This is a genomic window from Massilia polaris, from assembly GCF_012927275.1.
GTDB lineage: Bacteria > Pseudomonadota > Gammaproteobacteria > Burkholderiales > Burkholderiaceae_D > Telluria_A > Telluria_A polaris.
This window is the reverse complement of record NZ_JABBGG010000006.1, coordinates 164,615-182,215: the sequence shown is the minus strand read 5'-3', so window position 1 is coordinate 182,215 and position 17,601 is coordinate 164,615. Positions and strand designations below refer to the sequence as shown.

General features: G+C 59.0%; 21 protein-coding genes. 7 read left to right on the top strand and 14 right to left on the bottom strand.

The genetic code is table 11. The annotated features are described in order from the left end of the window. Positions 1-58 precede the first annotated feature (58 nt). The 4 genes from HHL21_RS22040 to HHL21_RS12380 all read right to left on the bottom strand — a co-directional run bounded on the left by HHL21_RS22040 (position 59) and on the right by HHL21_RS12380 (position 5,722). Positions 59-1,720, bottom strand: a complete 1,662-nt coding sequence (locus tag HHL21_RS22040) for a methyl-accepting chemotaxis protein (RefSeq protein ID WP_370659715.1) — start codon at positions 1,718-1,720, stop codon at positions 59-61. Positions 1,721-2,080: 360 nt separating this feature from the next. Beyond that, entirely contained in the window at positions 2,081-3,175 is a 1,095-nt protein-coding gene (locus tag HHL21_RS12390; protein ID WP_169466227.1) for a GGDEF domain-containing protein, read from the bottom strand. Between the two features lie 162 nt (positions 3,176-3,337). Further along, positions 3,338-4,360 carry a cytochrome d ubiquinol oxidase subunit II gene (locus HHL21_RS12385; protein ID WP_169466225.1) on the bottom strand — a complete coding sequence of 341 codons (1,023 nt, stop codon included), beginning with the start codon at positions 4,358-4,360 and terminating at the stop codon, positions 3,338-3,340. Between the two features lie 9 nt (positions 4,361-4,369). Then, the gene (locus HHL21_RS12380) at positions 4,370-5,722 is read right to left on the bottom strand and encodes a cytochrome ubiquinol oxidase subunit I (RefSeq protein WP_370659723.1); all 1,353 of its coding nucleotides are present in this window, start codon (positions 5,720-5,722) and stop codon (positions 4,370-4,372) included. Between the two features lie 141 nt (positions 5,723-5,863). On the opposite strand from HHL21_RS12380, the gene HHL21_RS12375 reads away from it, so the two are divergent. Both HHL21_RS12375 and HHL21_RS12370 read left to right on the top strand, forming a co-directional pair. After that, positions 5,864-7,120 (top strand): ATP-binding protein, encoded by a 1,257-nt coding sequence (locus tag HHL21_RS12375; protein WP_169466223.1) that lies wholly within the window; start codon positions 5,864-5,866, stop codon positions 7,118-7,120. Further along, entirely contained in the window at positions 7,117-7,656 is a 540-nt protein-coding gene (locus tag HHL21_RS12370; RefSeq protein ID WP_169466221.1) for a response regulator transcription factor, read from the top strand. The genes HHL21_RS12375 and HHL21_RS12370 overlap by 4 nt, the downstream gene beginning before the upstream one ends. Before the next feature lie 78 nt (positions 7,657-7,734). On the opposite strand, the gene HHL21_RS12365 is transcribed toward HHL21_RS12370, so the two are convergent. Next, positions 7,735-8,085: a hypothetical protein gene (locus tag HHL21_RS12365; protein ID WP_169465844.1), complete on the bottom strand. Its 351-nt coding sequence runs from the start codon at positions 8,083-8,085 to the stop codon at positions 7,735-7,737. Between the two features lie 421 nt (positions 8,086-8,506). On the opposite strand from HHL21_RS12365, the gene HHL21_RS12360 reads away from it, so the two are divergent. The 5 genes from HHL21_RS12360 (at position 8,507) to HHL21_RS12340 (ending at position 13,144) form a co-directional block, all read left to right on the top strand. Then, entirely contained in the window at positions 8,507-9,064 is a 558-nt protein-coding gene (locus tag HHL21_RS12360; RefSeq protein ID WP_169466219.1) for a hypothetical protein, read from the top strand. Between the two features lie 81 nt (positions 9,065-9,145). After that, complete coding sequence (locus tag HHL21_RS12355; RefSeq protein ID WP_169466217.1) at positions 9,146-10,201, top strand: zinc-binding dehydrogenase; 1,056 nt, start codon at positions 9,146-9,148, stop codon at positions 10,199-10,201. Between the two features lie 39 nt (positions 10,202-10,240). Further along, on the top strand, positions 10,241-11,437 hold the full coding sequence (locus tag HHL21_RS12350) for a sensor histidine kinase (RefSeq protein WP_370659714.1): 1,197 nt from the start codon (positions 10,241-10,243) through the stop codon (positions 11,435-11,437). 284 nt (positions 11,438-11,721) lie between these two features. After that, a complete protein-coding gene (locus HHL21_RS12345) occupies positions 11,722-12,921 on the top strand; it encodes a tyrosine-type recombinase/integrase (protein WP_169466476.1) in 1,200 nt (399 codons plus the stop codon). Beyond that, positions 12,914-13,144 carry a helix-turn-helix transcriptional regulator gene (locus tag HHL21_RS12340; RefSeq protein WP_169466215.1) on the top strand — a complete coding sequence of 77 codons (231 nt, stop codon included), beginning with the start codon at positions 12,914-12,916 and terminating at the stop codon, positions 13,142-13,144. Before HHL21_RS12345 ends, HHL21_RS12340 begins: the two co-directional genes overlap by 8 nt. 25 nt (positions 13,145-13,169) lie before the next feature. Here HHL21_RS12340 and HHL21_RS12335 read toward each other — a convergent pair whose 3' ends face one another. From HHL21_RS12335 to HHL21_RS12295, 9 genes are all read right to left on the bottom strand, one after another. Further along, entirely contained in the window at positions 13,170-13,463 is a 294-nt protein-coding gene (locus tag HHL21_RS12335; RefSeq protein ID WP_169466213.1) for a hypothetical protein, read from the bottom strand. Positions 13,464-13,785: 322 nt separating this feature from the next. Continuing rightward, positions 13,786-14,133 (bottom strand): hypothetical protein, encoded by a 348-nt coding sequence (locus tag HHL21_RS12330; protein WP_169466211.1) that lies wholly within the window; start codon positions 14,131-14,133, stop codon positions 13,786-13,788. A gap of 32 nt (positions 14,134-14,165) precedes the next feature. Continuing rightward, positions 14,166-15,020 carry a DUF3037 domain-containing protein gene (locus HHL21_RS22310; RefSeq protein ID WP_169466209.1) on the bottom strand — a complete coding sequence of 285 codons (855 nt, stop codon included), beginning with the start codon at positions 15,018-15,020 and terminating at the stop codon, positions 14,166-14,168. After that, positions 15,017-15,808: a HipA family kinase gene (locus HHL21_RS12320; RefSeq protein WP_169466208.1), complete on the bottom strand. Its 792-nt coding sequence runs from the start codon at positions 15,806-15,808 to the stop codon at positions 15,017-15,019. The genes HHL21_RS22310 and HHL21_RS12320 overlap by 4 nt, the downstream gene beginning before the upstream one ends. A gap of 120 nt (positions 15,809-15,928) precedes the next feature. After that, positions 15,929-16,255, bottom strand: a complete 327-nt coding sequence (locus tag HHL21_RS12315) for a hypothetical protein (RefSeq protein WP_229496354.1) — start codon at positions 16,253-16,255, stop codon at positions 15,929-15,931. Beyond that, positions 16,252-16,647 (bottom strand): hypothetical protein, encoded by a 396-nt coding sequence (locus HHL21_RS12310; RefSeq protein WP_169466206.1) that lies wholly within the window; start codon positions 16,645-16,647, stop codon positions 16,252-16,254. Before HHL21_RS12310 ends, HHL21_RS12315 begins: the two co-directional genes overlap by 4 nt. Continuing rightward, on the bottom strand, positions 16,644-17,126 hold the full coding sequence (locus HHL21_RS12305; RefSeq protein ID WP_169466204.1) for a lysozyme: 483 nt from the start codon (positions 17,124-17,126) through the stop codon (positions 16,644-16,646). The genes HHL21_RS12310 and HHL21_RS12305 overlap by 4 nt, the downstream gene beginning before the upstream one ends. After that, on the bottom strand, positions 17,110-17,334 hold the full coding sequence (locus HHL21_RS12300; protein WP_169466202.1) for a DUF7940 domain-containing protein: 225 nt from the start codon (positions 17,332-17,334) through the stop codon (positions 17,110-17,112). Before HHL21_RS12300 ends, HHL21_RS12305 begins: the two co-directional genes overlap by 17 nt. 2 nt (positions 17,335-17,336) lie before the next feature. Continuing rightward, positions 17,337-17,594: a hypothetical protein gene (locus HHL21_RS12295; RefSeq protein ID WP_169466200.1), complete on the bottom strand. Its 258-nt coding sequence runs from the start codon at positions 17,592-17,594 to the stop codon at positions 17,337-17,339. Positions 17,595-17,601: the final 7 nt, after the last annotated feature.

Below are 17,601 nucleotides of genomic sequence, written 5' to 3'. Positions count from 1 at the left end.
GGACGTAGGCGAACTCTTACATAAATAACATCTGAACTACGTTTTTGTAATGGCACCGTCAGAATTCTTCCCAGTCCGACGCGGTCGCGAGCGCGAGCCGTGGCGCCGGCCGTGCAGGCGCGGGAGCCGCCTTTTGCTGTGGCTTGCGCACCGCACCGGCTGGCTTCTTCACCGCGACGGCTGCAGGTTTGCCTGCAAGCTTGAAGACGCTCACCACGCGCAGCAGGCTGGAAGCCTGTTCGTCCATCGCCGCGGCGGCGGCCGACGCCTCTTCCACCAGTGCCGCGTTCTGCTGCGTCACTTCATCCATCTGGCCGACGGCCTGGTTGACCTGTTCGATGCCGGCGCTTTGCTCGGCGGTGGCCGCCATGATTTCGGACATGATATCGGTCACACGGCGCACACTGTCGACCACTTCGTTCATCGTCGTGCCCGCTTCGGCAACCAGCTTGTTGCCGGTGTCGACCTGCCGCACCGAATCGTCGATCAGCGCCTTGATTTCTTTTGCCGCGACGGCCGAACGCTGCGCCAGGTTGCGCACCTCGCTGGCGACAACGGCAAAGCCGCGGCCCTGTTCGCCCGCGCGTGCCGCCTCGACGGCGGCATTCAGCGCAAGGATGTTGGTCTGGAACGCGATGCCGTCGATCGTCGCGATGATGTCGACGATCTTGCGCGACGAGGTGTCGATGGCGCCCATGGTCTGGACCACCTGCGCGACCACCTCGCCGCCCTTGCCGGCCACGGCTGCCGCGGAGACGGCCATCTGGTTGGCCTGGCGCGCGTTGTCGGCGTTCTGGCGCACCGTCGACGACAGTTCTTCCATCGACGACGCGGTTTCTTCCAGCGAGCTGGCCTGCTCTTCTGTCCGGCTCGACAGGTCGAGCGTGCCGGCGGCGATCTGGCCAGCGGCCGTGGCGATGGTGTCGGTGCCGCTGCGCACCTCATGCACGATGCCGACCAGGCTGTCCTGCATCTGTTTCAATGCAGCTACCAGGCGGCCCACTTCGTCGTTGGCGTCGACCGTCACCTCCGCCGTCAGGTCGCCTTCGGCCACGCTCTGGGCGATGACCAGCGCGCCGTTCAGCGAACGGGTGATGCTGCGGATGATCCATGTGCCAATCGCGATGCCCGCCAGCATGCCAATGATCGTCAGGGCGAGCGACAGAACGCGCGAATCGTCGTAACGCTCCTGCGATTCAATGTATTCCGCTTCGCCGACCGACAGCTGCAAGTCCACCAGCTGCTCCATGACGGCGCCGACCGGCGCATAGAGGCCAGCCATCGGTCCTTGCACGATGGCCTGCAGCGCGAGCGTATCGCCGGAGCGCATTGCGACGAGGGCGGGCCTCAGGCTGCCCGTGACGAACCTGGCGCGCACGTCGGCGAACTGTGCCGCAAGAACCTTTTCTTCCGGCGTCAGGTAGCTGCCGCTGTAGGTCTTCCACGTCGAGGTAATCAGTTCGATACGTTCGGTGACGCGGCGCGCCTCTTCCTGCATCTGCTCGCCCGTCAGCAAGACGCTTTTGGCGACCGACAGCTGGTTCTGCTGGTTCCACACCAGGATGTTGTGCAACTGCCCCAGCGCGACCAGGCGGTCCTTGTAGAGGGTCTCGACCGACTGGTTGGTCTGGCCTAGCGCCGCCAGTCCGGTGAGCGAGATAACTGCGGCGATAACGCAAAGCAGGCCAACCACAACCGCCAAGCGGACCTTGACTGTCACATTCCTGAACATGAGGCACCTTTAAAAATAGAGGGATTCAACCGCAACGGCACGCTGCGACCGCGCATGGGCGATCGGATGGACACCGCAAGGCGCGTGGCACGGATGCGCGAAAACACGCTGGGCTGGTGGCCGGCGGTTTCCTGATCGTGAACGTGGACGGGGGTTGGGTCCGGGCGTTGGCGCGCCTGTGATGGCAGTGGTTCTGAGCAGTGCTTCGAGCGGTCTGGAGTCTTGATATTACTATGTTGCGTCGCGCAATTGGCGCGGATAGTTACGATTTCAGTGGGCCTGTTGTATTGTCCCCTCACGTGACGCGGCCGGTGCACCGCGCTGGCGCCCGGCCGCACCAAAGCAGGGCTAAGTTGCACCAAGCAAGATGCGATTGCGCCCGGCGGATTTTGCCGCATACATTGCAGCGTCCGCTCGCATGACTGTGATTCCCATTTTCTCGGCCGGCTGTCGTTCCACCACGCCGGCCGAGAACGTCACCGCCAGCCGATCGTCCCGGAAGCCGAATGTGGCGGCGCGAACATGGGTGAGGATGCGCTGGACGATCACTTTGGCCTCCTGCATGCCGACACCGGGCATCAGGAGCAGGAACTCTTCACCACCCCAGCGCGCCAGCGTGTCTTCGTCGCGCACCACCTGCCGGCAGGTCTCCGCGAACGCTTTCAGCACGGCGTCGCCGCCCGCATGGCCGAGCTTGTCATTGATGCTCTTGAAATGATCGAGGTCCATCAGCGCGACGCATACCGTTTGTTCAGCGCCGTCGTAGCGCTCCTCGAGATCGAGCAGCTCGGTCATGCGGCGGCGGTTCGCCAGCATCGTCAGGTCGTCGGTTCGCGCGACCGTTTCAATCTTCGCCAGCGCTTGCTCCAGCTCTTGCTTCTGCGCTTTCAGGCGCGAGCGCAACTTGGACAAGTCTCCAGTGACGACCGTCACCGATACAATGCCGATGGTCGTCAGTGCGAAGTTGATGACCTCGCTCTCGAAACTGGCGCCCCCAACACCGACCATCAAGCCGCAGGCGATGGCGAGCCCGGTTATCGCCACCAGCGCCAGGGCGATCGTCTGCCGGGGCCGCAGCGCGAAAGCGCAAAAAACAAAAATGACCGGCATGCCGATCAGGATCGCAGCGTGCGTGTTTTTCAGTGCGCTGTACAGCAGCAGGTCATAAACGACCGCGAAGATGGCCTGCAGGAAAGCGAGATGCCAGTTCGGGATCCCCAGGCGCGACGCATTGCGGATCATGAAGTAAAAAACGGCGAGACCGGCGAACGGATACCAGATGACCGGCCATCCCTGCCGCGCCGGTGTGGTGCCGGCAGCTATTTCGTCGAACACCAGGCCCGCGCAAAAAAGATACAGCACGGCGGTCGCCGCCCAATAGCCGAGTTGGCGACGCAGTTTCATCGCTGCGGCAAGGTTCGCTGCATTCGGCGTGTAGCTCATCTTTTCAGCGTGCGCGGGTATAAGGGTCAAGGTCGTTGGGATACGCTTGGCACTTTGGCAAGCTCGATAATACCCTATTAGGGTAACGGCTCTGCACCTTTGTGAATGGCGCGCAGATTCACCAATCTTTTCGACGAACGTGAGCGCGACCTGCAAGGCTAATCAGGCATAGCTCAGTGCCCTGGCTTTGCCCCAAAACACCCGATACGAGTAAATCGTATAGCCAATAATGGTTGGCAGCACGACCACGACGCCTACAAGGATGATCTCCAACGACTCCGGCGCGCTGGCGGCTTGCCAGATCGTCATACGGTCCACAATCAGGTAGGGGAACAGGCTGTACGCCAGGCCGTTAAACGCCAACAGGAAAATTCCAACGGTCGCGGCGAACGGTATCCAGCAGAAAGCCTGGTTACCGGCGGCGAGCAAGCCGGGCAACCTGCGCAAGATGAGATAGGCCAGGACGAACAATCCGGCTGTAACAGCTGGGATGGGAGCGAGCAGCAATATCTCCGGGAACGAGAACCATTTGTCGAATATCTGCTGGCTGACCAGCGGCGTCGCCACCGATACCGCCGCGACTCCCATCGCGCACAGCAGCATGCTGCCACGCGCCCACGCAATGGCGCGCAACTGGAGCGTCCCCTCGGTTTTCATGATCAGCCAGGTCGCGCCGAGCAGCGCATAACCAGCGAGCAGCGCCAGGCCGGTGAACGTTGCGAATGCCAGTTGCGGTGCGCCGTAGTCAAACCCGACGATGTAGAGCCCGATCATCAGCCCCTGCGCAGCGGTGGCCAGCACGGATCCGCCATAAAACGCCATGTTCCAGGCGTGCTTGTGGTTGTCGCGCGCCTTGACGCGGAAGTCGAACGCGACGCCGCGCAGGATCAGGCCGACCAGCATGAACGCGACGGGCAGGTACAGCTCGCCCAAAATGACGCCATGCGCCATCGGAAAAGCGACCAGCAGCAGCCCGACGCCGAGCACCAGCCAGGTCTCGTTGGCGTCCCAGAACGGCCCGATCGAAGCGATCATCGTGTCTTTATCTTCATCGCTGGCGCGCCTCAGCAGGATGCCGACACCAAGGTCGAAGCCGTCCAGGATGACGTACGCCATCATCGCAATCCCCATCAGGGCGAGGAACACCAACGGCAGCAAGGCGCCGGGTTGGGAGAGATCGGGCATCGTGCGCTCCTAGGATTTGACCAGTTGTGATTGCGGGGCAGGCAAGCCGGGGACCGGATAGACGGGTTCAGTCCCCCTCCCCGGTCCGGCCTTGCGCGCAAGATGGAACAGCACCGTGACGTACGCCACGATGAGCGCGGCGTACAGCGTCAGGTACATCGCCAGCGTCGTGGCGATCAGCTGCGGCGGCACGGTGGACGCCGCCTGGGCGGTGGTGAGGACGCCGTACACCAGGTACGGCTGCCGCCCGATTTCAGTGACATACCACCCGGCCACGGTGGCCACCCAGCCGGAAAAACTCATCGCGACAAGCGCGCGCGCCACCCATGGCTTCACATCGCCCCCGCGCCGCAGCTGCCATGCGGCCAGCCATGACGCGGCCAGCATCAGCATGCCGACGCCAACCATCACGCGAAACGCCCAGAACACCGGGGCCACCGGCGGGTGCCGGTCCTTGAACGCGTTGACGCCCTGCAGTTCGCCATCGAGTTCATGCGTCAGGATCAGGCTGGCCATGTTAGGCACTGCGATCTCGAAGTGGTTGGTCCGCTGGCTTGCATCCGGAAGTGCGAACAACAGCAGCGGTGCGCCGCGTTCGGTTTCCCAGATGCCTTCCATGGCGGCTATTTTCGCCGGCTGGTGCTTGAGCGTATTCAGGCCGTGCATGTCGCCGACCAGGATCTGCACAGGGATCAGCAGCGCCGCCAGCACGACGCCGGTCTTGAGCGCGGACATCACCGCCGGACTACGATCGCGGCGCAGCCAGCGATAAGCCGAAATGCCTGCGATGAGGAACGCCACCGTCAGGCCGGACGCGATCAGCATGTGGGTAAGGCGATATGGCATGGAAGGATTGAACACGATCGCCAGCCAGTCGGTCGCGTGGGCGCGGCCGTCGATCATTTCAAATCCGGCCGGTGTATGCATCCATGAATTGAGCGCGATGATCCAGAAGGCCGACAAGGTCGTGCCGCCGGCCACCAGGCAAGTGGCGAGCGTATGCATGCGATTGGAAACGCGCTGGGCGCCAAAGAGCATAATGCCGAGGAAAGTCGCTTCAAGGAAGAACGCGGTCAATACTTCATATGCCAACAGCGGGCCCGCGATATTCCCGACCGTTTCCATGAACCCCGGCCAGTTGGTGCCGAACTGGAAGCTCATGGTGATTCCGGATACCACGCCAAGCGCGAATGTCAGCGCGAATATCTTCACCCAGAACTGGTAAGCCTCGGCCCATTTCGCGTCGCTTGTTTTGTTATGGCGAAGCTTAAAGAACAACAGCACCCATCCCAACGCGATGGAAATGGTCGGGAACAGGATGTGAAACGTGATATTTCCCGCAAACTGAATGCGGGCCAGCATGAGAGGATCAGGCAAGACGTGCTCCGTTAAGGTCGATTCTTCGAGTTCCGTTTTCATCATAGGGATTCGGGCGCGCGGGCGGAATGCGTCATAACGTCGCACCCCGGCAAGCCGCACCGCCTGGTCCGATATAATCGCCCCATGATTTTCCCTCCCGCTCCCAAAGCCCTGCTGCAGCATGAAATACTGCGTTGGCTGATGTGGATGCGCTTGATCGCGCTCACTGGCCAATTCGCGGCGGTGGTCATCGCGCAGTGGGGGCTTGGCATCGACCTGCCGCTGGCGCCGATGCTGACCGTGCTGCTGTTTCTGGCAGCTTTCAATGTCTGGACATGGTGGACCTTGCGGCATGCGCGCATAGCAGGAAACGCGACGCTGTTTACGCAGCTCTTCGTCGACTTGCTGGCCTTATCGAGCCTGCTGTTTTTTTCCGGGGGCGCGACCAATCCTTTCATCTCGGTGTACCTGCCCGCGCTTGCCGTTTCGGCGGCGATTCTGCCCGGTGGCCTGTCGCTGATATTGGCCGCGTTTTCGCTGGCCTGTTATTCGTTCATGATGGCGGTGTATGTGCCGCTGCCAGTCATCGCGCGCGCAGCCACCTATCAATCAGCCGGGCTGTGGGCCAATTTCGCGCTGTCGGCCGGGCTGATTACCTGGTTCGTTGCGCGTATGTCGAACACCTTGCGCGACCGCGATGCCCAGTTGGCGCGCGCACGCGAGCAGCGTTTGCAGAACGCGCAGATTGTCGCCCTCGGAACGCAAGCTGCCAGTGCGGCGCATGAAATCGGGACGCCCTTGGCGACCATCGCCGTTCTTACGGGCGATCTGCTGCATGAAATGAAAAAACATCCGTCGCTGACGGAATTCCGCGACGACCTGTTGGCGATCGAATCGCAAATCGCAGTGTGCAAGACATCGCTCGACCAGTTGGGCAAGCACGCGAACGTCGATGATGCTTCCAATGCCCGGGCAGTGGTGATTGGTGAGTGGTTGTCGCGGTTTATTGAAGGCTGGCGTTTGCGTCATCCCGGCGCACGGTTAGAGGTCTCATTGCCATCGACCGATGCGCGCATCGTCAACACCGGCGCCGTTGGGCAGATCCTGTTGACCGCGCTCGACAACGCTGCCCGCGCCGCTGGTCCGACGGACGCGGCGATATCCGTTGCGCTGAGTATTGAGGCACATACCGCGACCGTTCATATCCAGGATCGCGGTCCGGGCATCGCTCCGGAATTGTTGCAGCGGCTCGGACATGAACAGGTCAACAGCACCACTGGCGGACAGGGTCTTGGCCTGATGCTGGCTTTCGCTACCGCACAGCAGATCGGTGCAGCCATTCGGGTTTCGTCGGATGCGCACGGCGGCACGCTTGCAGCAATTACCCTGCCCCTCGCATGAAGCCGACATTCCTGGTCCTCGACGACGACCCGGTGTTTTCCGCGACACTGGCGAGGTCGCTGGACCGGCGCGGGTTCGCTACCACCGTCGCAAATACTGGCGAGGAAGCGCTGCGCGCGGCGGCGTCGACGGCGTTCGACTACGTGACCATCGACCTTCACCTGGCCAAAGACTCGGGCTTGCAGTGGATCGTCCCGTTGCGCAAAGCACTGCCAAGCGCCAGTTTGCTGGTGCTGACTGGCTACGCAAGCATTGCGACGACCGTCCAGGCCATTAAGCTCGGTGCTGACGATTATCTGGCCAAGCCCGCGAATGTCGATTCGATTCTTTCGGCATTAAAAGCAAATCCGGAAATTGAAGGGATGGTCCAACCGGCGGCTCCACCAGTGCCCCTGACCGTGGACCGCCTGGAATGGGAACATATCCAGCGCGTTCTGGCTGAACATGACGGGAACATTTCGTCGACCGCCAGGGCGTTGAACATGCATCGGCGCACGCTGCAGCGCAAGCTGGGAAAAAAACCGGCCTCACGATAGGCCAGCGCACCCGCGCCTGCGAGCGCCTGCGTATGTGCAGTGTTCAGCATATGTGGCTTTCTAAAAAATATGTGACGATCAACGTGCCGGCAGTGCCTTGAACGGGCGTCCGTGGTCGGAAAAAGCGGCACTGCTGCGTACGCGCCGTGTATCCGGCGCGTACGCAGCCGTTGCGGGGCCGCCAGCGTCCTGGTGCAAGGTAAAGATGCTGACCGACTTCACCATCGCAGCGGCCTGCTCCTGCAGGCTGCCGGCCGCTGCGGCTGATTCCTCGACCAGGGCCGCATTTTGCTGTGTGAATTCATCCATCTGCGCAACCGCTTGCCGGAACAGGGGCTGAAGGTTGCGCTGGCGATTTGCTTGTTCGTGGCTGGCCTTGCGGTTGGCCCGGGCGTGTGTGTGGCTGGCGCTGTCGGAACTGATGCCCACGAGGATCCGCTGCGAAGCACACTTCGCCGGGGCATCGGCCGCGAAGTCCTGACGTGACCTGCTCGAATTGCCAGAGCGCATCAGGAAAACAATCTTGACAAGATGCACCGCGCAAGCGGTGACGGCAACATCTCGTCAACCGCGTGTGCCTCGACCACGTATTGCAGAACACGGCAGCACAAGCCGGCAAAAAAGCCAACACCAGGCAGGCATCGAAGAAGCGCTGTCGCCCAGGGCTCTTTCCGGTCGAGGCGCACATTCTTGTGCCGAAGCGTACTGAACACCAAACCCGTGAGCAGTAGGGTAAGCTCAATCGAACTCTGTTCTGCAAAACAGGTCGGAGACGCGGAATATGGGCAAGGGATCCCCCGGTTCCGCGCATTTTAAAACCAAGCCTGCCAATTGGACGTTAGGATTTAAGATGGCAAAGCCGAATCCCGCTGTCCACCGGATTGATCTACGGGTCGTCGAACTATGTGCGTTATTTAACTCGATGGATCCTACGCCTTTTCATCGCCGGGACCTCGACAAGGAGGCCGTTGAGTTTCTGGAGAACTGGGCGCTGGAATTTTCGCAATCCAGTCACTTCCTTATCGTCGTTCACATCGAAAAATTACCCGCGGCTGATCCCACCAATTTAATTGTCGCGGCCTTCCAGTACTACTTTGGCTATAAGTCGACGCTCACGAAACGAAACTTACGGCTGCTCCTCCGCGAAGGACGTACGAGTCTTTTCATCGGGCTCGGTTTTCTGGCTTTATGCCTGCTCGGGGCGGACCTCCTCGCGGGGTATGCAAGCAACACTTTCCTGCGGATGTTGAAAGAAAGCCTTCTTATCGGAGGCTGGGTTGCCATGTGGCGGCCGATGCAGCTATTACTTTACGATTGGTGGCCGATTGTTCGAAAACTGCGGATCTACCGCAACCTGGGCAACGCGAACGTAAGTGTCATACAAGCATCCGGCCAGCGCGAACTCTGAAGGTAACCCGCATTGAAAATGAGCGGGGTGGATTCGATTCTGCGGCAACGCGCTATAACGTCTTTCTTGAAGGAGCAATCGATGCGCAAAATGAAAGCGGCAGTCTATGTCCGACCCGGCGTCATATCCCTGGTTGACAAACCGATCCCCACTGCAGTTCCGGGGAGCGTCGTAGTCAGAGTCACCACCACGACAATCTGCGGAACCGACGTGCACATCCTCAAGGGCGAGTTTCCTGTCGATGCCGGCCGCACTATCGGCCACGAGCCGGTGGGCGTCATTGCCGAGATCGGCGCCGGAGTGACAGGCTACGCAGTGGGCCAGCGCGTAGTCGTCGGAGCAATCACACCGTGCGGCCAATGCCACACATGCCTGGACGGCCATCAAGCGCAATGCGGGGGCAAAGCGGCGGGCGGATGGCGCTTCGGCAATACGATCGATGGCTGCCAGGCTGAATATCTATTGGTTCCTCATGCGATGGGCAACCTTGAACCGATCCCCGACGGTCTGACCGATGAACAGGTCTTGATGTGCCCCGATATCATGAGCACCGGTTTTGGCGGCGCTGAAAGCGGAGGCATAAAGATCGGTGACACCGTAGTAATTTTCGCGCAGGGCCCGATAGGATTGTGCGCGACTGCCGGCGCCAAACTACGCGGCGCCAGCCTCATTATCGCTGTCGACGGGCTGCAAGCGCGGCTCGACGTCGCCCGGACACTCGGTGCCGATGTAACGATCGACTATACAAAATCCGATCCACTGACTGAAATCATGCGGCTGACACAAGGCCGAGGCGTTGATGTTGCGATCGAAGCGCTAGGAACTCAGGCGACGTTCGAGCAATGTCTCCGCGCGCTCAAGCCGGGAGGAACGCTGTCCAGCCTCGGCGTCTACTCAGGCAAGCTTTCCCTTCCCCTGGATGCATTCGCGGCGGGATTGGGGGATCACCGAATTGTGACAACGCTTTGCCCGGGGGGGAAAGAACGCATGCGCCGCCTGATGAATGTGGTCGCATCGGGACGTGTCAGTCTTGAGTCCTTGGTAACTCACCGTTTCAAGCTCGATGAAATTGAGCTGGCATACGAGTTGTTCGCAAACCAGCGAGACGGGGTGTTGAAAGTAGCGATCACCCCCTAAGCCGCACCTGTGGCACGCGTCCTAGGTCGAAGGTATTCCGTGCTGCCGCGCGCCTACATCCAGCCTGGCACTTATGAGAAAGACGACATGAAATTATCGCGATTTATCCTCAGCCATATGGATGAGATCTTGGGAGAGTGGGAGTCTTTCGCTCGCTCACTATCCATACCGGGAATCCTCTTGCCCGTCGCAGAACTCCAGGACCACGCAAGACAAATGCTCCAAGCCATCGCGGTCGATATGGAAACAATCGAAAGCGACCAGCAGAAGAAGGAAAAATCGATTGCCGAGGTATCGCGAATCAGCGGAGAAGAAAGTGCAGCGGCCACCCACGGCTCATTGCGTCAGATCAGCGGTTTCACAATGCCCCAGGTGACCGCCGAATTCCGAGCGATGAGGGCAAGCGTCTTGCGGCTTTGGATGGATAAATCTACGCGGGCCTCAAAGGCGAATACCGAGGAAATCCTGCGCTTCAATGAAGCCATTGACCAGGCGCTCCAGCAGTCTGCGATTCGGTTCTCCGACCAAAGCAATCGCACGCGCGATACATTTCTGGCTATTCTCGGGCATGATCTGCGCAGTCCATTGGCCACTATGACGATGGCGGGCGCATTTTTGGTGCGCCCAACCATCGACCAGGCCAATACCGTCCAAATCGGGGCCAGGGTCGCGCGTAGCGCAGCCACAATGACGACGATGGTGAATGACCTGCTGGAATATGCCAGATCACAGCTTGGCGGCGCCATTCCCATACGACCAGTGCTTGCCGATATAGTGGACATCTGTAGGACTGCGCTAGAGGACGCGTCCGCTGCTCATCCGGACTGTGTCTTCCAACTCGAGACCGACGGTGAGTCCATTGGTGACTACGACTCTGCGCGTCTTGCGCAAGTGTTTTCCAACCTTCTGAATAACGCGGCACAGTACAAAGGCGAAAAGCACCCGGTGACCATTTCAGCCTCTGGAAATGCAGACGCCACGATCGTTCAGGTAAAGAATTACGGGCCGGAGATACCGCGGGCTCTACTCGCTGCAATTTTTGATCCCCTAGTGCAACTCTCGGTTGCAACCGACCAAAAGGGGCCGGCTTCCACGAGTCTGGGCCTCGGCCTTTTTATCGCGCGGGAGATCACGAGATCTCATGGCGGGACCATCGATGTCGAGTCCAGCACTGAAAGCGGCACCATCTTTACCGTGCGCCTTCCCAGAGCTGCCATACACGGCATCGCGAAGTGATGAAGCGGATGGCCTACGGTTACCGCGCGATAGCGCGTTGTTCTTTTTGAAGATCGAGACGGCCTATCCCGGAAATCCGTGAAGAACCAAAAAAAAAGCTCCCTGACGGGAGCAATTTTTTAAAACTGGCGGAAAGGGTGTCCGCCTACGAATAGTCCATTGAGATTCTTTACCGTCTGATTTCCCCCTACAACCACGGGCTGTATGCGAAAATATAGTCCAATATGGATTATTGAAATACATTAAAATCCAGAGATCGCATGTGGGTAGAAATGGGGGTAGATATGGCGAAGTCTGTCGAGAGATTGAGTGCACTAGGGGTGAGTAAGCTGACCAAACCTGGCTATCATTGTGATGGTGCCGGCCTCTATCTGCAAGTGTCCATCAGCGGAACCAAAAGCTGGATTTTCCGCTATACGATCGCGAAGAAGCAGCGCGAGATGGGGTTGGGGCCGTTGCATACGATTGGCCTTGCCGATGCCAGAGCCAAGGCAAAGGACTGCAGGGCGCTAATGCTTGACGGGAAGGACCCGCTCGATGAGCGCGAGGCACAACGACTGACCGAGTCGCTTGAGCGCGCTCGGATGATCACGTTCGACAAGTGTGCCGAGGCTTATATCGCCGCGCACCGAGGCAGCTGGAAGAACGCAAAGCACGCTGCTCAGTGGGAGAGTACCCTCGCAACCTACGCAGGCCCGGTCATCGGCTCGCTACCGGTCGCTGAGGTCGATACTGCCCTGGTAGTTAAAGTTCTTAGCCCGATCTGGCAGACGAAAACTGAAACCGCCACTCGCTTGCGAGGCCGCATTGAAAGCATCCTAGACTGGGCGAGGGTTAGCAAATATCGTATCGGCGAGAACCCTGCTCGATGGCGCGGCCATCTGGACAATCTGCTTGCCGATCCGTCAAAGGTTTCGAAGTTAGTTCATCACCCTGCCCTACCCTGGACCGAGCTCGGCCCATTCATGACCGATCTACGCAAGCGAGAAGGGACAGCCGCGCGCGCGGTCGAATTCGCCATTCTGACGGCAGCTCGCTCAGGAGAAGTTCGAGGTGCCACGTGGGAAGAAATCGATCTGGATGCAGCGCTTTGGACGATTCCGGCGGAGCGCATGAAGGCAGGCAAAGAGCATCGTGTCCCTTTGTCGGGCTCTGCAATCGCGCTTCTTAAATCGATGCATGGCAGTTCGCTAGTGTTCCCGGGCCGGCGTGCCGGGTCGCCACTTTCCGATATGAGTCTCACAGAAGTCTTGCGGCGAATGGGTCGAACCGAGATCACAGTCCATGGCTTTAGGTCGACATTCCGCGACTGGTGCGCGGAGTCCGCTGCCAACTCGTTTCCTAGGGAGGTTTGTGAACACGCTCTCGCGCACAGTCTGCCAGACAAAGTCGAGGCAGCGTATCGGCGTGGAGACCTTCTCGAAAAGCGGAAGGTGCTGATGCAGACATGGGCAGACTACTTGGGAGGCACAAAAAATGAGTGACACGCAGACCTTCGCCGGCGACTTGCCGCCGACCGGTTACGTGCGTCAAACCGATCTCGTTGGGCGGCCGAGCAAGGGCATCCGGGGCGTGATTCCGTTCTCAGCGACGACCCTTTGGCGCATGGTTGCGGCCGGTACGTTCCCCAAGCCGATCAAACTGTCGCCAGGGTGCACCGCCTGGCGGGTCGAAGATATTAGGGAGTGGATGGCGCAGCGGGGGTGAGCGTTGTACCGCTGGGTTGTCGACGCTAATTGATATAGGCCGCGGCGTGGTGCTTGTGGCGATCAGCCCATTCACGCTGCGTGGGATTGCCGTCCTTCAGAGCGAGCCACAAGCCCATGTGCTCCATTTGGCGCCCGTGAAACAGCTGCGCGATCTCGACGGTGCTGCCGGCTATCGCCACCGATTCTACGTGGCAACCATCCTCATCGACCGAACCGTACAAGTCGAGGATTAAGTCATCGTCATACTCGAAGCCGGCGTGCAAGAGCTTTCCGGTGACCTGGCGCATTGAGCGCTCGGGAGTATTGGTGTTATCCATGGAAACATCCTCCAACCATGCGTTTGAGGTCTCGATGAGGATAGTTTAGGCCGCGCGGTTCGAGATGGGTAGCCGCTTACGCGAGCGCTAACCGATCATTCCTTTGCGAAATATCAGCGCTTGATCAACAACGGTGCGGATAATCTCCTGATGACCTCACGACGCGATCACCGAACGGCTCTCCTGATAGACCTATCGTTGAATTTCAGGGCGTCCCACGGCCATGCGGCCGCGGCGCGCACCTTGGCCGAATTCCACGTTCCCATTCACATTGCCCTCAGAGTGCTGAATCGCTCAGGCGCGCACCGGCGCCGTCAGTTCATCACGGGAGATGGTGCGACATCCGCGCCAGCTCGGCAGGCTGCACAGCCATGACCTGAACCGCCCACTCCTGCTTCTCCAAGCGCGAATCAGGATCATCCTGATCCCCTACGCGCTCGAAACCTTGGAAGAGCATCTTGTCGCCACGGATCATGACGACCTTCGCGCGCCACAGTTCAGGCAGAATCGGCTTCTGCACGGCATCGTCGCCGGCGCCATGCAGTTTCATCAGCGTTACGTTCTCAATCAGTACCATTGTGAGGTGACCGATCACACCGCCGTCTGCTGCGATTTCGTGATCGCTCTTTCGCTCGCCGTGTCGGCGGAGACGTTTGACTCTGCTATACATACTTCGCGTTCCGCAAACCGCTCAGATAGAGCTCAGTGATTGTGATCCGCGATCTGCTGCTGCAGATTTGACGCTAATTTGCCTACCTCAGACTCAGCATAGATTTCCTGGTCAAAGGAAGCTGACACTTTCTTCACAATCTGAACTGCGTGCTCGTATGCCGGTCGTAGCAGAGGATCGGAAGGCGCTCCCAGTACAACATATAGCTTAACTTTCTCCGGAGTGTCGGCAACACTGGTCATTTGGCCAAGGTACATTCTCGCCTTTGCCTTTATGGATTCTGGGGCCGCCAAATCAAAAGAAAGCGGCTCGACGCAGTGCCAAACTCCATTCTTCCAGGCCGATTGAAAGACGACTTTATCATCGCTTCCTTCGATCGTCTTTTCAGAAAAATATTTTGAAATATGCCGTTGCTCTAGCTCTTTGGAGAAGTTCTTCAGGACGTCAAGATCAGAACGCCGAGAGACAGCGACGCCACCGTCATAATGGGTCACGTGTCTTGCGTAAAGTCGACTCAAGGTGGCGGACAAGTCGACCGATAGGCCGCTTCCCCCTCTACTCCAGCGTAGAGCGCTGTCGTCTTCGGGGAGGATGCTTTTCAATAATGTTGGAAGGTCGTCACCCCGCGGCGCAACCTCTAAAGAGTCGCGATATGCTCCGCTCAACTCGTTTAATCTGGAATTCATCAACCTCATCAACGCTTTGAAATTGCGGGGGTTAAGGTTGGGGAAGAACTGGGAAACGCGGTTATAGGTGGTCCTACATTTCGCTTCCAAATATCCTTCTCGATCTGAGTGCAACACCACTCCGACGTTCACGAATTCGCCGGTTGCGACGTCATGAACGTATTGCAGAATCGAATAAGTGTACGAAACTCTTCTATTCATGAGTAGACCCTCATTGCATTCTCAGTAATTGTGCGAATATTGCTCCGGACCGTATTTAAATAGGCCAAGATGTCGGAGAGCTTAGCCTGATCATATACCCATAACGACGGAAGTGCTCCGAGGTACTCGTCGAAGCGTGCGGCTGGGATAGCCTCCCAAGCCTCTGCAAACCTCTCGAGGCTCTGAATTTTGTCGGAGAAATACGGTCGCCCAAAAATGTGCTTCTCATGCCCATCGAGGCCGCTAAGGCCGCCATCTACCCATGGCTCTCGCCAAAAGAGTACCTGCTCTCGTGCTAAAGACAGTTCATGATCGATCATCATCAAACTATCCCCGGTGAACAGTAAATTCGGATTCGTCGGCAGCCTATCGGAGTTGACGATGATTTGATCAAAGATCGCAATCTCTGCGGCAACTTGAACTTGGCCTTTGGTTACCTTTTGGCTTGTCAGCCAGGTGTTCATAGAGCTCCAGAACGCAGAACCAAACGCAAGTGAACAGCTGTTTGACATAGCCTTAGCGATGACCGGATCGTCGACGATGGCGATGAACTCTGGCTGCAGCTCGACCACGAACGGCTCAGGAACGGGCAGGCCAAGGTCGGCAGCAAGCATTGCGACAATTGCCTCAATTGCTAAATTTTTCTCTTTTTCAAACAGAGTGCTTGAGTACTTGGTGACGACTTCAATAGTGTTGCCGTCACTGTCTTCGCATTCCAAAAGGCACGGGAACGTGCGCCCGCTTTTCATTTTCCTTTTGAACCCAGTAGCGACGACGGTAGTTAGCATCTGATGTTTTTTTCGCAAGTTATGTGGCGGTGCAGGATTTTATCATCAAAATATTTCCAACCCACAAAATAGTGTTGCTCGCTGAACTCAGAAAGGACCTGACGCTTGCCCAAACTCCACTCACAGGCACCCGGCGAGCGCTGCTTCTAACATTCCCTCATACCTAAAGTGCAGCGGCGTGTCGCGCGCGATGGCCAGCACCTTTTCGCCATCGCTGGCGCCCGAGCCGAGCATCAGCACTTCAAACGTCGGCTTGACAGGCATCGCGGACACGCATGGCACGTAGACTGGAATCTTGACCTCTTGCGTGACGGGCTTGGTGGCACAACCGGCCAGCAACAGGGCAAAAGGCAGCGTTGCGCGCCACCGCAAGAGTGAGCACCCATGCGGGTTTGCGGCCATTTCGGACGAGATCCAGCGCCGCGTCTTGTTAAGGAATAGCTTCATTTGATCGCCTCCAAGATGTCATTCACTACCGGCATAGCCTCGGCGCAGGTCGTCGCCTTCGCGCCCTTGGTCCGCGCCAGCACATCATCGAAGCGCCGCCCGTTGGCCGCAGCGAGATCCATTGCCGCTTTGCCGCGTTGCTCCGCGCTCGCCTTCTGCGTCGCAAGTGCTTCGGTCGCCCGGTTCTGCTCGCGGATCGCGGTCTGGTATCCGTCTGCCAGCGCCTTCTGTGCGTCGCGCTCGACAATCGCTTCGTCACGGTCATCTGCCGCCATGTACCAGCCGTGGCCGAGATAAGCGCATGCGGCCAGCGATAGGATGGCCAGCGCGCTTGCGCCGATCTTCCAGATTCCGCCGCCGAGAGCACTGGTTGCTGTGGTTAGGATGTTCATGCCAGCCCCGTCAGGCACAGGTCGCGCTCTTTCGTGCGGCGTTTCGTCAGGCCCGGCAATGTGATCATGACGCCGAGAACACGCGCCTTATCCCATCGAACCAACTGATTGCACGCCGCCTCGTAGTTCCCGGCTCGCAGTTCGCGCGCTGCCTTGGAGTTGCGCGTATCGCACGATACGACCGGGCCAAGGTTATATGTTGCGTCGCCAAACGCTGCGAGGATCGGCACCGGAAGCCCTGGGACGCACCGATTCACGTAGTCCATGGCTTTGCGCATATCCTCGGACAGAAGCGCGTCACACTCACTCAGGCTGTACCTGCGCCCCTTCTGTACGTCCGCGCCCGTATGGCCGTAACACACGGTCAAAATGCCGGGCGGGTCGAAGTACGCGAATTGACGAAGCCCTTCTGCCGGAATCGCAATCGCCGTCGCCAGCGCAGTTGCAGCGGCGATCCTCTGCTTACTTGTCAGCGCCATCACTCAACTCCTTCTGCGCCAGCACGCGCGCGACGACAGCAGCGGTCGTGGTCAGGCCAGCCAAGCCCGCGAACACGCCGTTCGGGATGCCCGCTGGCTGCACAAGCGCGACAACGACTTCAGCCGCGCCGAACAGGGTTGCGGCGATATTGAATTTGACGCTCCACGCCTTCTTGAGTACCGCTTGCCAGTCTTCTACGAGTTGCATGGTTATCCTTTCGAGAAATGTCCAACTGCCCACGTGACGAAGCCGCCGAATGTAGTCGCCGCCCCGCCGACAAGCATCAATGTTTTCCACCCGCCGCGAGCCTCAGAGAGCGCAAGCAGCACCTGGTCAAGCTTCGCCGTCAGTTGCGCATTACTCTTCTGCAGGTCGTCCATGCCTTGCGTCAGATGGGTGACTTGCTCTTGAAGGCGGGCGATATTGATCCGCGCCTCGGTTAGCTCGCGCTGCGTTGGGTCTGTCATTGGAGCC